10 protein-coding genes are annotated in these 15,217 nt (G+C 59.0%); 6 read left to right on the top strand and 4 right to left on the bottom strand.

Annotated elements, in window-relative coordinates; translation table 11 throughout:
• Positions 1-94 precede the first annotated feature (94 nt).
• The 4 genes from ACRRQW_RS20760 to speA all read right to left on the bottom strand — a co-directional run bounded on the left by ACRRQW_RS20760 (position 95) and on the right by speA (position 6,906).
• The gene (locus ACRRQW_RS20760) at positions 95-721 is read right to left on the bottom strand and encodes a D-sedoheptulose-7-phosphate isomerase (protein WP_438483543.1); all 627 of its coding nucleotides are present in this window, start codon (positions 719-721) and stop codon (positions 95-97) included.
• Between the two features lie 28 nt (positions 722-749).
• Positions 750-1,718 (bottom strand): ROK family protein, encoded by a 969-nt coding sequence (locus ACRRQW_RS20755; RefSeq protein ID WP_438483542.1) that lies wholly within the window; start codon positions 1,716-1,718, stop codon positions 750-752.
• A 101-nt stretch (positions 1,719-1,819) separates the two neighbouring features.
• Positions 1,820-4,837, bottom strand: coding sequence for a glycoside hydrolase family 2 protein (locus ACRRQW_RS20750; RefSeq protein ID WP_438483541.1), 3,018 nt, complete (start codon positions 4,835-4,837; stop codon positions 1,820-1,822).
• 125 nt (positions 4,838-4,962) lie between these two features.
• Positions 4,963-6,906, bottom strand: a complete 1,944-nt coding sequence (gene speA / locus ACRRQW_RS20745) for a biosynthetic arginine decarboxylase (protein WP_438483540.1) — start codon at positions 6,904-6,906, stop codon at positions 4,963-4,965.
• A gap of 95 nt (positions 6,907-7,001) precedes the next feature.
• Between speA and yajC the strand changes: the two genes are divergently transcribed.
• The 6 genes from yajC to ACRRQW_RS20715 all read left to right on the top strand — a co-directional run bounded on the left by yajC (position 7,002) and on the right by ACRRQW_RS20715 (position 15,202).
• Positions 7,002-7,340 (top strand): preprotein translocase subunit YajC, encoded by a 339-nt coding sequence (yajC, locus tag ACRRQW_RS20740; RefSeq protein ID WP_438483539.1) that lies wholly within the window; start codon positions 7,002-7,004, stop codon positions 7,338-7,340.
• 85 nt (positions 7,341-7,425) lie between these two features.
• Positions 7,426-9,960, top strand: a complete 2,535-nt coding sequence (gene secD / locus ACRRQW_RS20735) for a protein translocase subunit SecD (RefSeq protein WP_438483538.1) — start codon at positions 7,426-7,428, stop codon at positions 9,958-9,960.
• Between the two features lie 21 nt (positions 9,961-9,981).
• Entirely contained in the window at positions 9,982-11,700 is a 1,719-nt protein-coding gene (gene recJ / locus ACRRQW_RS20730; RefSeq protein ID WP_438483537.1) for a single-stranded-DNA-specific exonuclease RecJ, read from the top strand.
• Between the two features lie 40 nt (positions 11,701-11,740).
• The gene (locus ACRRQW_RS20725) at positions 11,741-12,604 is read left to right on the top strand and encodes a hypothetical protein (protein WP_438483536.1); all 864 of its coding nucleotides are present in this window, start codon (positions 11,741-11,743) and stop codon (positions 12,602-12,604) included.
• Between the two features lie 113 nt (positions 12,605-12,717).
• On the top strand, positions 12,718-13,350 hold the full coding sequence (locus tag ACRRQW_RS20720; protein WP_438483535.1) for a DedA family protein: 633 nt from the start codon (positions 12,718-12,720) through the stop codon (positions 13,348-13,350).
• A 100-nt stretch (positions 13,351-13,450) separates the two neighbouring features.
• Complete coding sequence (locus ACRRQW_RS20715) at positions 13,451-15,202, top strand: cation:proton antiporter (protein WP_438483534.1); 1,752 nt, start codon at positions 13,451-13,453, stop codon at positions 15,200-15,202.
• The last annotated feature ends 15 nt before the right edge of the window (positions 15,203-15,217 follow it).

Raw genomic sequence — 15,217 nt, 5'->3', positions numbered from 1 at the left:
GCGGGCCACGTTGCGCGCGAGCGCGCAACCTACAATTGCCTGTTCGGAAACGAGATCATATTCGGGGCGGAGTCAGCGACTCCGCCCTGCAAAATCAGGAAGTGGCTTCGCCGAAAAACTCGTCTTCGAGCATCAGCGAAAGGCAGTGATAAATCGGCAGGTGGTATTCCTGAATCCGGTAGGTTTCAGTCGAAGGCACGCGAATCGCGAGATCACACAACGGCGCCAGTTTGCCGCCGGTGCTGCCCGTGAGCCCGATCACTTTGAGGCCACGCGCGCGCGCGACTTCCGCGGCGGCACAGACATTGCGCGCGTTGCCGGAGGTGCTGAGGCCGATCCAGACATCGCCGCGCTGGCCGAGTCCCCAAGTGAGCTGGGCAAAAATTAATTCGGGTGAAACGTCGTTGGCGAACGCCGTGGCGAGCGCGGGAAAGCCCGTGAGCGGAATCGCGGGCAAGGCGCCTTGGAGTTGCGTGGCGATTTCCGGGCGGAGCGTGGCTTGCTGTTGCGGAGAGAGCGCGCGGTGACGCTTGAACCCTTTGAGTAATTCGCCGGCCCAGTGCTCGGCATCGGAGGCGCTGCCGCCATTGCCACAGAGGAGGACTTTGCCGCCGTGGCGAAAGCAGTCACGCAGCGCGTCGAAACACTGCTGGATGATTTCGCGGTTAACGCTGAGTTCGGGAGCGCGTTGAACGAGTTCGTCGAGGCGGGAGGCGGGCATGGTCGGTTGGAATGGGAAGAGGATAAATTTAACGGGCGAACGCGTGCAAGGCTGCGGCAATTGCGCCGTGGCTGCCGATGGTTTCGCCGAGTTGGGCGGGCGCGATCGCGCAGTAATGCGCGGGAACTTCGAGCGCTTCGCGGGCGAGGGCGGCGTTCAGCGCGGGTGCGAACAATTTTTCGCAGTGCGGATAAAAACCGCCGATGACGATTTTCTCGGGGTTAAATAAATCGATGAGGATCGCGAGCGTCTCGCCGAGTCGCGTGCCGGCTTCGTGCATGATTTCGAGCGCGAGCGGTTCGCCGGTCAGCGCGGCTTCGGTGATGCGTTTTGTGGTGATTTGTTTCTCACCGTCAGCCGCCCACGTGGGCAGGGTGAATTTTTTTTCTTTCAGTTTTGAAATCGCGAGCCGGGCAATGCCGCCGCCGCTGGTAAATCCTTCGACTGAACCGGCTTTTCCGAAGCCGATCGGCCCGTCGGCGCGCAGGCGCACGTGGCCGATTTCGCCGGCGTCGCCCGTGGCGCCTTCGTAGAGGCGCCCGTTGAGAATGAGCCCGGAGCCCATGCCGGTGCCGGACGTGAGAAAAATCATGTGCTGGCTGCCGCGACCGGCGCCGAAATGCCATTCGGCGAGCGCGCAGGCGTTGGCGTCGTTCATCAACACAGCCTGACCGCCGAAGCGCTGCGTGAGCAGTTCGCAGATCGCCACGCCGTGCCAGTCGACAGCGAGATTGGGCGGACCAACGATAACCCCGCGCGCGGCGTCGAGCGGCCCGCCGCAGGAGATGCCGAAATTGGCTCCGTCATTTCCGACGAGCGGAGCAATCGCGGCCGCGAGGGCTTCAAACGTCGGCGCGAAGGCTCCGGTTGGAATGCGCAACACTTCGATCACGCGATCGCCTTCGAGACGACTGACGGCGCATTTTGTGCCGCCGATATCGACGCCGATGGTCGGGCGGGAATTGAGTGAGGGAGGTGACGAAAGCGAAGCCGACATGCGTGGGCGAACTGTAGGCGGAGATGTCGGCTTGGCGAGCGCGCATCAAACGGCGCGCCCGGCTTGTCCGCCGTAGCGTCAGCGTCGGCAGAAGGTCGGGCTTACCTGTTCACGAAAACGAGATACATGGCGCCTTCGGTGAGGTTCGTGTTTTCGGTGTTGGCACCGAGGGTGAGGCTTTCGCCGTTCGTGGCGATGGTGCGCTTGAACACCGTGAACGACTGCCCGAGCACGGCGAGAGTTGTGGTGGTGGCGGTGAATTGTTTCGTGAGCCATGCGGGGCGGGGCAGGCGATTGTCGTGCGCGATATAAACTGTCGAGCCCCCGCTGACGGCGATCTCCATAAAGTCGACGGCGCTATAAAGTGCGTCGCGGTTGTCGGCTTGCACCCAGTCGCCATCGTGCAAAACGGAGGGCAGATTGGTGAACGGTGAATCGGTATTCACGTAAGCATTCTTGCCGTCGCGCGCGCCGATTTCGACGTGGACGATCGAGGCGTTGGGCGCGGTGTAGTTGAGCGTCTTGATGAATTTACCAAGCATCAGCGCGCCGGATTTTTTCGGTGCGTTCGTGATGACGGTCGCGACGGCTCGGACCGGCGCAGCCTTTGGCAAATTCACGGAAGGAACTGCAGGCAATGCGCCGGTGAATTTGGTCGAACTCACTTTGACGCTCGCGGGTTTCAGGCCTTCGGCGCGCGCGGCCAGAGTGATAGCGCCGGCTTGTCGTGTGGCGCGGATGGCGACGCGGTTGAGGCCCGCTTCGAGGTCGAGGTGGCGATGATTGATGGAGTCGAGTTTTCCGCTGTTGTAGCCGCCGCGCCAAATGGCCGGCCCGGTGAGGTTGAAATCGACACGCTGCTGGAACGTCGGAACGCGTTCGCCTTGGGCGTCGATGGCTTCGACGTCGAATAAGGCCACGTCAGAACCGTCGGCGACGAATCCGTTTTGGTCGATGATCGGCGTGATGCGCAGGGCCACGGCGGGGCCGGCGGTGCGTTTCGTCGAGGTGGCGATGACTTTGCCGTCGCGTGAGCCGACGGCGGTGAGTTCGCCGGGTTCGGAGGAAATGTCGGCGAACGTGAAAAGGTATTTGTCAGACTGTTGGCCGAGACCGAGGGATTTTCCGTTTAAGAACAGTTCGACGCGCTCGGTGTTGGCTGCGACGTAGATTGTTTTCCTGGTGTTCGCCGGATAGGTCCAGTGACCGATGAGGTGGACTTGCGGATCGTCGCGGAACATCGCTTGCGTGACGAAATACGCTTCCTTGGGCAGGCGGACGGCATCGACTTCGCCGCTCGTGCGGGCGACTTCCACCGCAACGCGCCCGCCGCTCGTGCTGTCGGAAAAAATCCAGTTGGCGCCGCCGGTGTGATTCTCTGCGCCAAGTTTTTTCACGTAGTGGCTGACTTGGTTGACGGCGAATTGCTCGGAGGTGAGTTGGTAAGTTTGGCCTTTGGCTTCGGGGTAGCCGAAGTTCGGCGGTGAGAAATTATCCCAGACACGGCGCGGCGATTCCTCGCGGTTATATTCACCTTCGACGACGGGCAGGAGCGCGATCTCACGGCCGCCTTCGGTGCCGATACCGACGTCCATAAACTCGGCGGTGATCGCGTCGGCGCGACGGTGCGCGTAGGCGCGGCCGCCGTGCGGATCGTATTTGTCCATGAGCGCACGAAGTTCGGCGGCGTGTTCGCGGGAGACTTTCTGGTTGCCGCCTTCCCAGATGAAGATCGACGGGTGGTTGCGGTAGTAGATCAGCACGTCGCGGAAATTTTCCACGCGGAGCTGCCACGCGCCGCCTTTGGTGTCGTGCTCGCCGTCGCCGCCGGGTTGGAGCGCGATGATGCCAAGACGATCACCGGCGGCGATTTGCGCCGGGCCGCCGGGCACGTGGCCCCAGCGGACGAAGTTGCCGCCCGCTTCGCGCATGAGGTTCATCGTGTAGTATTGAAGCCAGTCGGGCAGGGCGGCGCCGAGGCCGGGCCATTCATTGGTGGATTTTTGACCCCAGCCGCGGAGCTTTAAGTGTGCGCCGTTGAGAAATAAGCCGTTTTCCACCGTCCACTGAATCGCGCGAATGCCGAGTGGGATTTCCGTGGTGTCAACGGGCTTGCCGTCGGATTTGAGCGTGATGACCACGCGGTAGAGATGTGGATAGGCGGGCTCCCACAGACGTGGAGTGGGAATAACAATCCTGGGCGTGAATCGCTTGGTCGCAGTGGCGGCGATTTCCTGACTGCCAATCCGCACGGCGAAGGACGACTTTCCGTCCTGGTCGAACGCTTCGACCTGCACTTCAAATTTCGCAACGGTGTCGCGCTCGTTACGGACTGGAATATCAAGGCCCACGGTCGCGGATTTTTCACTTACCTCGGTGGCGTAAACATAGGGCCCTTCGGTTTGCAGGAAACTGTAGAGCGGCAGCGTGACATGCAGTGGATCGGTGACGATGAGACGGACATTGCGGTAAATGCCGCCGTGTGCGGGGTGCCAGTGCGGGTTATTCCACGGGATCTGGTCGGCTGAGAGTTCGGCGAGCGTCGCGGGAATTTGCTCCATCAGCGCTTTCGAGAGCTGCGCGAGGTTGGGATGGGTTTTCTCGTTGGTGGCGGCTTGCGGTGCGAGTGCGGGGTCGAGCGGATCTTTTTGAAAACGGTTGTCGGCCATCACGGCGAGGACGTTGCGTTCGCCAATTTTTAGGTGTGGCGTGAGGTCGAAACCAAACGGCGTGAAGCCGCCTTTCGCGGTGCCGAGTAATTTGCCGTTGAGATACACTTCGGCGACTTGGCGCACGGCCTCGAACTCGACGAAAACTTTTTTTCCACGCCACGCGACGGGCGCGTCGAAAGTTTTTCGATACCACGTGCGGCCGCTCCATTGTTGTTGTTCGCCGCGATGGCCGGGCAGCGACCAGTTGTCGAAGGTGTCCGTGTCGTTATAAGTGTGCGGCGCGGAGACGAGCGTCCAGGCGGAGTCGTCGAATTTTTCGGAGGACGCGCCGGCAGGGTCGGCTTTGAGGAAACGCCAGTCGGGGTTGAAGTTGATCGTCTCGCGGCCGGCGGCGTGGGCAAACGCGGTGACGATAAAAAGTAAAATCGCGCCAAGGGGTAGTCTCATCGTTTGAGAGATTCGCCACTTCGAAGCGAGCGCGCTAGCGAGTTTTTGCCGCTATCGTTAACCAACGACAGGCACAAAAAAGGCGTCGGTGCGGACACCGACGCCCACCTGAGAATGGCGTTTGCTTAACGCTTCTTTTTCCCGGAGACCGACTCGATGTTGAGGTAGGTCTTCGAGAGCATTTGCGATTCGTAGAATTCGACGAGGCGCACGCCTTCGCGCGGTTTGATCAAATCTTTCTTAGTGGCGGCGTCGACCTGCTGTTTCACGCGGCGGCAGAGTTCTTCCCACTGGTATTGCACGCCTTCGATGACGTCGGCGATGCGGGAACCAGCGAGCGCTTCTTCGATGTAAAAACCGTTGGGTTCGTCGTCTTCGAGGAAGATATGCACTTCGTTCACGCGACCGAACAAGTTGTGTAAATCGCCCATGATGTCCTGATACGCACCGGTGAGATAAATACCGAGGTAGTAGGGCTGGCCGTGTTTGAGCGAGTGCAGCGTGATGTAGTCCTTCACGTCTTGCAGATCGATGAAGCTGCCGACTTTGCCGTCGGAATCACAGGTGATGTCGACGAGGATGGCGTTGACCGTGGGCTTCTCGGTCAGGCGGTGCAGGGGAGTGATCGGGAAAAGCTGTTTCAGCGCCCAGCTGTCGAGGAGCGATTGGAAGACCGAGAAATTACAGACGTATTGGTCGGCGAGCAGCTTTTTGAGGTCGTGCAGTTCCTCAGGCTGGTAACCGGATTTCTCGCCTTCCTTGTCGATCTGCTCGCAGACCTGCCAAAAAATTTGTTCGGCGGCGGCGCGGTTTTCGAGGTCGAGGTAGCCGAGGTTGAAGAGCGAGAACGCTTCTTCTTTTTTCTGGAGCGCGTCGTGGAAACGTTCGAGGCGACCGAGCTTGGCTTTGTTTTTTAACAACACCGCCATGTCGTCCACGATCTTGTGGCGCGTCTTGGGCTGGTGCTGTTTGCCGAGCGACTCGTGTTTGTTAATGCGCTCGAACACTTCGACGACGAGCATCGAATGCGGAGCCGCGACGGCGCGACCGGATTCGGTGACGATGTCGGGCACCTTGACGTTGGAAGCGGTGCAGATTTCGCGGACGCTCGACACGATGTCGCGGGCATATTCGCCGAGCGTGTAGTTCATCGACGACTCAAAGTTCGTGCGCGAGCCATCGTAATCGATGCCGAGGCCGCCGCCGCAGTCGAGGTAACCCATCGGGAAACCCATTTTCGAAAGCTGGCAGTAGAAGCGCGCGGCTTCGGTGACGGCGGCTTTGATCGTGATGATGTTCGGAACTTGCGAGCCGATGTGGAAATGGACGAGACGCAGGCATTGCTGCATCTTGGCGGCGCGGAGTTTTTCGACGGCGAAAAGAATTTCAGCCGTATTGAGGCCGAACTTGGCGTTGTCGCCGGACGAGGAAGACCATTTGCCTTCGCCGCGCGTTTGCAGCTTCACGCGGAAACCGATCATCGGTTTCACGCCCGTTTCTTTGGAAATCTGGATGATGCTGTCCACTTCAGACAGCTGTTCGATGACGATGATGATCTTCTTGCCCAGTTTGCGACCGAGGAGGGCGAGCCGCATGTAGTCGTTATCCTTGTAGCCGTTGCAGATGATGAGGCGGTTGGCGCCTTCGTGCATCGCGAGGGCGATCATCAGCTCGGGCTTGGAGCCGGCTTCGAGGCCGTAGTTGAAATCTTTGCCGGCCGCGACGATCTCATCGACGACTTCGCGGAGCTGGTTGACCTTGATGGGGAATACGCCGCGGTATTCGCCTTTGTAGTTCTCCTCCTTGATGGCCTTGTGAAACGCCTGGTTGAGCAACGTCACGCGGTGACGCAGCGTGTCTTGCATGCGGATGACCATCGGGGCCTTCAGTCCCATGCTGGTCGCCTCGTTGACGACATCCATGAGGCGCACGGCGCGGCCGTCGGAGAGCGGTTCGACTTGCACGAAGCCGGCTGAATCCACGGAGAAGTGGTTGGCCCCCCAACGCTTAAAACCATAGAGTTCTTCAGACTGAGCGGCTGACCAGTTGGATGCGGATTTTGTCTTCAATTTACGTCGGAGGAAGGGACGGGGTTAGGCTTGCTTTTTAGAATGTGGCTGGGCTTATTCGCCCTTTTCAATTTTTCAAAACACCTGAAGACGCAATGACTAAAATATCCGTGATCCTCGCCCAAGCCGCTCCTGCCACGCCCGCCGCCCCCGGTGGTGCCGCTATGTTAATGCAGATGGCCCCGCTCGTTCTTATGTTTGCGGCGATGTATTTCCTCTTGATTGCGCCGCAGCGCAAGAAGCAGAAAGCTCACGAGAAGATGATGTCCGAACTCAAAGCCGGCGACGAAATCATCACCAGCGGCGGCATCCACGGAGTGATTTCCAGCGTGCGCGACGACCGTTACGTGGTCCGCATCGGCGACAATAACACGAAAGTCGAAATCGCGAAGGGCTTTGTCAGCGCGCTCGTGAAGAAAACCGACGCGGCCTAATCGTCTCGCGTTCGTCCGCGCATACCCCTTTACCCCAAGACCGGCGCGACCTCGCTGCGTCACCTGAATTTAACAAACAACATCCATGCTTCGTCGTAATCTTTGGAAACTGATCCTGTCCTTCGCCATCGTGCTTTGGGCGGTTTTCACCACCCTGCCGCTTAAAGACCGTGATTTCGGTCAATATATCCGCAGTGAATCGTCCGCAAAAGAAGCGGATCTTGCCAAGCTCATCACCCGTGCCGAAGAACGCGTCAAAGCCGGTCGTGCGACCAGCGTTTACGTCGGCCTCAAGCAGATCGCGTTCGAAGAGCAGATCGATCTCACGCAGTTTTTCCCGCACGTCCGTCTCGAGAGCACGCTCAAGAACGTCAACAAGCGTAACGAAATTCTCCTCGCGCACCTCTCGAAGGAAGCGAAGAGCCCGTTGCAGCTCGGTCTCGACTTGAAGGGTGGCGTCGCCGTCACGCTCGAAGCCCCGCCGAAACCGGCCGGCCAAGGCAACGACTACGAGCGCCAACAACAGCTCAGCAAAGCGATCGAGATCATCGGCAACCGCATCAATAGCATGGGCGTGGTCGAGCCGATCATCCGCCCCGTCGGTGACAACCGCATCGAAATCCAGCTGCCCGGCCTGAACGTCCGCGAAAATCCTGACGTCATCGACAGCGTCAAGAAGCCTGCGCAACTCGCATTCCGCATCGTGATGGAAAACACCTCCGCGATGGTCGAGCCGCCGCAGAGTGTCCCGCCCGGCTACGAGGTGCTCAGCATCGATGAAGACGATCGCCAAACCGGTCGCTCTTACACGGCTTACTATTTGGTGAAGCGGATCCCGGAAATGACGGGTAACACCGTCAGCAGCGCCCAGGCCACGGTTGACCAATTCGGCGGCTATCAAGTTCACCTGAGCTTCAATCCGGAAGGTTCTGATAAATTTGCCGCCGTCACCACCGAGAACAAAGGCCGCATGCTCGGCATCGTGCTCGACGGTAAACTCTACTCCGCTCCTCGCATCAACGATGCGATCACCGGCGGTTCCGCCCAGATCACCGGCCACTTCACCGCGCGTGAAGCTGAGCAGCTGGCGAACGTGCTGAACAATCCCCTCGATCTCCCTCTCGAAGTCAAAGAGCAGCTCGAAGTCGGGCCTTCGCTGGCCGAAGACGCGATCTCGAGTGGCGTGAAATCCTCCATCATCGGTGCCGTGCTCGTCGCTGCATTCATGATTACTTTCTACTCCACGGGCGGATTCGTCGCAGTGATCATGCTGGCTGTAAACATCATCATCATCATGGGCACGATGGCCAGCCTCGGCGCGACGCTCACGTTGCCCGGCCTGGCGGGTATCGTTCTCACCATCGGTATGGCGGTCGATGCGAACATCCTGATTTTCGAACGCATGCGCGAAGAAATCGCGGCGGGTAAGTCGTTCGTGACTTCCAATCAAAGCGGTTTCCTCAAGGCGCTCACGACCATCTTGGACGCCCACTTGGTGCAGCTCCTGATTTGCGCCGTCATGATCTGGCTCGGCACGGGTCCAATCAAAGGCTTCGGTGTAACGCTCGCGATCGGTGTCATCTCGACGCTGTTTTCGGTGCTCATCACCGGTCACATGCTGATGGATATGCTCGTTGAGAGTGGCTGGATTAAGAAAATCACGATGCGTCGCATGATCAGCGACGTGCACGTCGATTGGGTTAAATACGGTAAATTGTCCTTTATTGGTGGTTGGATCATCGTCGCGATCGGTCTCGGTGTCGTCATCTACAAGGGCGACGGCATCTACGGTATCGATTTCGCCGGTGGCGACATGGTCACTATTACTTTCAAAGATAAAATCGACACGGGTAAGATCCGCGAGGTTGCGACCGCTGCCGGTATCGGCGAAGTCAATCCGACCTACGTGCAAGCCCTCGGTGGCGGCCAACAGCAGCTCAAAGTTGAAACCGGCTATGGCAAGTCCGATGCCTTGTTCGATGCACTCGTTAAAGCGTATCCCAACTCAGGCCTCGTCAAGGGGGGCAAAACTCAGATTGGTGCCACCATCGGCAGCGAGATCAAGTGGAACGCCATTCTTTCCATCGGCGTTTCGATGCTGATCATTCTCGTCTATATCGCGTTCCGCTTCGAATTCGGCTTCGGCATCGGCGCGATGTTCTCATCGCTCCACGACATCTTGATGACGATCGGTCTTTTCGTAATTTTCGGTCACCATTTCTCAGCTCCAATGGTCGCGGCCATTCTGGCGATCGCGGGTTACTCCATCAACGAAACGGTCGTCGTATTCGATCGTATCCGTGAAGAGTTGAAGCTGAACCCGACCGGCTCGCTGCGCGAAGTGGTGAACAACGCTATCTCGAAAGTATTCGCCCGCACGATCATGACTTCTACGACGACGCTGCTCGCAGCCGGTTCGCTGTATGTGTTCGGCGGCGGCGTGTTGAAAGAAATTTCGTTCATGTTCCTCGTCGGTATCGTGACCTCGACCTTTTCCGCGATCTTCATCTCTTCGCAGGTGTTCTACTGGTGGCACAAGGGCGAGCGTAAGCACGTCGAAGCCCATCAAGACGTCGCTCCGAAATACGAGTGGACCGGTTCTTCCCGCGCTTCTGAGTAATCGGGCGGCTTTTCGCCACTGATGCGCTGGAATTACACGCCGGTCCACGCCGAGAGCGTGGCCGACCTCGCGCGCAGCGTGGGGACGACCACGGTCGTGGCAGAATTATTGCACCGCAGCGGTCTCACCGAGTCCGAAGCGGCGCAACGCTTCCTGCAGCCGACGCTCGCGACGCTCGGGGATCCGTTTCTTTTGGCCAACCTCGAGGCTGCGGCCGAGCGGTTGCTGGTCGCTTTGCGCAAAGGCGAATCGATCGTCGTGTTGGGTGACTACGATGTCGATGGCGTGTGCAGCACGGCCATCATGGTCAATATTCTTCGCCGGCTCGGGCTCTCACCGCGCTACGTGGTGCCACGCCGCGCTGACGAAGGCTACGGGCTCACGCGCCCTTCCATTGACCGTGCACTCGAAGGCGGGCCGACGGATTTGTTTATCGCGTTGGATTGCGGCACGAATTCCAGCGAAGAGGTCGCTTACCTGCGTTCGCGCGGCATCGATGTAATCATTGTCGATCACCATCGCTCGACGGAGCCGCCGGCGGCGGATGCGCTGTTGATCAACCCGCACGTGAATCCGCGCGAAGGCGACGACGCGTGGCGCTACCTGTGCACGGTGGGTTTAGTCTTCAAACTTGCGCACGGCCTGTTGAAAAAACTGCGCGCCGAGAATCACCCCGTGGCGATGTCGATCGTGTTGCGCGAATACCTCGATCTCGTCGCGATGGGCACGATTGCGGATTTGGTTTCATTGCACGGGGAAAACCGCGTGTTCGCGCGCCACGGTTTGCGCGTGCTGGCCGAGACCCGCCGCCCGGGCTTGCTCGCGCTGATGCAAGTGTCGGGCTTGAAACGCGAGCAAGGGCTCGTGCCGAGCGATATTTCGTTTCGCATCGGACCGCGCATCAACGCGAGCGGCCGTCTCGCCGATGCGTCGTTGTCGGTGGACCTGCTGCTGAGTGAGCAGGTCGCGTTTTGCGAAATGACCGCGCGCAAACTCGATGAGCTGAATCGTGAGCGGCAGGATATCGAGCGCGACATCACGGAGCGCGCCGAGCGTTACGTGGAGGAACATTTTAGCGCGGCGAGTGGCCTCGTGTTGTTTGATGAAGCGTGGCATCCTGGCGTGGTGGGCATCGTGGCTGGCCGGATCTCGAGGAAATATAACCGACCGACGATCGTGCTCGGGAACGAAGGCGATTTTGCGAAAGGGTCGGGCCGAGGTGTGAATGGTTTCAATCTCGTCGAGATTCTGGGCGCATGCGCGTCGCATTTGGAAAGTTGGGGCGGCCATCCGATGGCGGTCGGCATTTCGCTGAAGAAATTGTCGCTCGAAAATTTCCGCGTGCAGTTTGAGGAGGCGATTCGCAGTGGTCGCGATGGCGCGGCGGCTGAGATGTGCGTGGAGCTTTCCGGCTGGATCGACGGCACGCAGCTTAACGAAAAATTGATGACCGATTTGGAATCGTTGCAGCCGTTCGGCATGGGGAATCCCGAGCCGATTTTCGGGGTGCGCGGACTGCGGTTACGGAATCGTCCGGATGTTTTTAAGGAGCAGCATTTTCGTTTTGCCGCGGAGGATGCCGATGGGCGTCGCATCAGTGGCGTGGCGTGGAAAATGGCCGACCGTCTCCCGCCCGTGAACCAGGAGATCGAAGTGGCGGTGCAGTTGAATTGGAATTATTACAACGGTCGCCGCTTGTTGCAGATCGAGCTGCTCGACTGGCGCCTCGCCGGAAGCTGAGAAAATCGTGGGCGCACTCAGGACACTCTCGGCGATTTTCGTGAGCGTTTTGCTGGGGTTGGTGCTGGTGGTGGCGACGGTGGGCAGACAGCTCAATCGCACCGCCTTGAATGCCGATTTCGTGGCCGACGAATTGGAGAAAGTAGATTTCGTCGGACTCGCCACGGCGCACGTGGTCGCAAGCCTGGACAATGAAACCCACGATTTCTGGCCGCCGATCGAGGCGTCGTTGCTCGCGAATCGTGCCAAGATTTCGGCGGAAATCAGGCGCGTGCTCCAAACGAGTTTCACCTACTTTAAAGGCGAATCGACGCACTTGGAATTTACGGTGCCGCTGCGACCCTACGTGCAGGATTTTCGCCAGCGCTTTCGCGATTATCTGCGCGAAAACCCGCCCGCGGAGATCCGGTCGTTGCCCGTCGCTGAACAGGAAAAGGCCAGGCGCGACATTGAGAACGGGTTCATCAACAACCTCGGATTGCCTGCGAACTACGTGTTCAATTCAGCCAAGGCGGCACCCGACATGGTGGCGGATCTTCGCCGTATCCGGGATGTTTTTGGTGCAGTGGAACTCGGTTCGACGATTTCGCTGGCGGCGGTGATTCTCTTTGCGGCTGCGCTGGTGTTGGTTGGCTCGTGGAGGTGGCTCGCAGTCGTGCTCGTTGGCCATGGCGCGCTCGTTTACCTGATGGCGTCGCTCTCTGATGGCACGAGCATGGCGGCTTTTCTCACTGAAATATTCAGTCTGCCCAAAATTGCCGAGCAACACCTGCCGCGACTCTATCGGGAATTCGTTGGACCGATGGCTGAGGTCGGATTGATCAGCCTGGTGGTGGGCGCGACGATCCTGTTGGTCACATTTTTCGTGAAGCGTGAACGGAAAAATTCGGTGGCGGTTACGTGAAATCTCACCGCGTGCCTTGGTTTTGTAAAACTGCGCTTGTCATGGCGTTATTCGTGGGCTTGGTGATGCCTGCTCATCGCGGTTAGGCGGGTGGGCAAATTTTTCCCCGCGTAATGTTCGAAACCCTGCTGAAATTTTTTCAGGACTCCCCGTTTTCCATGTGGGGGCCGTTCTTCGTGCTGATTTTGTGCGGACTCGGTCTGCCGGTGCCGGAGGATATCGTGCTGGTGGCAGCGGGTGCCTTGGGGGAAATCGACGGGCGTTCGTGGATTCAAGTGAGCGTGTTGATGTATGCCGGCGTGATGGCGGGCGATTCGATGATTTTCCTGGCGGGCCGTTTCTTCGGGCGCCGGTTACGGAAATCGAAGTGGTTTCAAAAAATTTTCCCCGAAGCGAAGCAGGACAAGGTCGAAGCGATGTTCGATAAATATCACTCGTGGGTCTTGTTCGTCGGACGCTTTTTGCCCGGCCTGCGGGCGCCGATTTTTTTCACGGCGGGCTCGGCGAAGATTCGCTTCTGGAAATTTTTCACGCTCGACGGACTTGCGGCACTGGTGAGCGTGCCGGTGTTTGTGTGGCTGGGGCACTGGCTCTGGAAAAATTTCAAGGATGACATTGCGGAACTCGAGCGCACGTTGCACCGCACGCAGTCGTATACGTTGGTGGTGACGGGGTTGATCGTGGTCGTGATTTTGCTTTTCGTTTTGTCACGGGTGCGCGCATCACGAGCGAAGCGCGCGGAATAATTTTCGTTTTTTAGAAAACCGCGCTTGTCATGTCGCGTGAGGTTGCCTTGGTGACGCTTGCACCTGCCTTCGGATCCAGCTGAAGGCACTGCGTTTGCCTATGCATAACCTGGACTTGATCCTAACACTTACGGGCGGCCTCGTGGCGGCCCTTGCCCTTGGGTTGATTACCAATCGACTCGGCCTCTCGCCAATCGTCGGCTACCTGCTCGCAGGCATCGTCGTGGGACCTTACACGCCCGGTTTCGTCGCGAACAAGGAGATCGCCGACCAGTTCGCCGAGATGGGCGTGATCCTGCTGATGTTTGGCGTCGGACTGCAGTTCCATTTCAAGGAATTGCTGGCGGTGAAACACATCGCGATTCCCGGTGCGGTGTTTCAAAGCCTCACCGCGACGGCACTCGGCGCGCTGGCGATGCATTTCCTCGGGTGGACGTGGACTGCCGGTATTATTTTCGGTCTCGCGATTTCCGTGGCCAGCACGGTCGTGCTGATTCGCGTGCTCGTGGATAATAACGATCTCCACACGCCAACCGGCCATATCGCGGTCGGATGGCTGGTGATGGAGGATTTGTTTACGGTGTTCGCGCTTGTCATGTTGCCCGCGATTTTTGGCGCGGAGTCAGGCGAGTTTAATCTGCTGACGGCGATTGGTCTGCCGACGCTAAAAATCGGTGCCCTCGTCGCGTTTGTGTTTATCGTGGGCGGGTGGGGCGTGCCGCGTTTGCTAGGCTACATCGCCAAGACAGGTTCGCGGGAATTGTTCACGCTGGCCGTGCTCATGATGGCACTCGGAATCGCCGTGGGTTCAGCGCAATTTTTTGGAGTGTCGATGGCCCTCGGCGCGTTCCTCGCCGGCATGGTGGTCGCGCGCTCGGAATTCAGCATGCGCGCGGCGACGGAAGCGTTGCCGATGCGCGACGCGTTCGCGGTGTTGTTCTTCGTTTCGGTCGGCATGCTTGTGGATTTCAAGAGCCTGCTGGAATCACCTGCTGCTGTCATCGCGGCGCTGGCGGTCATTCTTATCGGCAAGCCGCTGGCCGCGTGGCTGCTCGTTGTGGTGATGCGTTATCCGCTCAAGGTGGCGCTTTCCGTCGCCGTGGCACTGGCGCAGATCGGTGAATTTTCCTTCATCCTCGCGACGGTCGGCCGGCAACTGAACATCCTGCCCGACGCGGCCTCCAACGCGCTGGTGGCGGCGGCGATTGTTTCAATCACGATCAACCCGATGCTGTATCGCGCCATCGATCCGATTGAATCGTGGATGCAACGCCAAGGCTGGATTCCAAAATTCCTCAAAGGCGGCGCGGGCACAACGACCAAGACAGCCAATGCGCCCGGTCCGAAAACTTCGCGCCGCGCCATCGTGGTGGGCTACGGCCCGGTGGGCCAAACCGTCAGCCGCTTGCTGCGGGATAACGAAATCGAGCCTACGGTGATCGAACTCAGTCATGATACGTTCGAGAAACTTCGCCAGAAGGGCACGCACGTCATCTATGGTGACGCGAGTCATCCTGATACTTTGAAAGGCGCCGGAATCATGGAGGCTGACTTTTTGATTCTGAGTGCGAGCAGCATCCAAGCGAGCCGCGAGCTCATTAAGGAAGCAGTGAAATTGAATCCGCGCCTGCGGGTGCTCGCGCGCACGGCGTATTTGCGGGAATTGCCGTCGTTGCTCGAAGCCGGTGCGCACGAGGTGTTCACGGGCGAGGGCGAAGTCGCGCTTTCGATGACCGAACACATCCTGCGCAGCTTCGGAGCGACTCCCGAGCAGATCGATCGCGAGAGCGAACGTATCCGCGAGGAAGTGCTCGACGTGAACATTCAAAAATCAGCCGCCGCCAAGGCTTGAGCGCTTTTCGGCGAG

The organism is Oleiharenicola lentus (assembly GCF_051660365.1).
Classification (GTDB): Bacteria; Verrucomicrobiota; Verrucomicrobiia; order Opitutales; family Opitutaceae; genus Lacunisphaera; species Lacunisphaera lenta_A.
The sequence above is the reverse complement of the archived record's forward strand: the minus strand, read 5'-3'. Positions and strand labels throughout refer to the sequence as shown.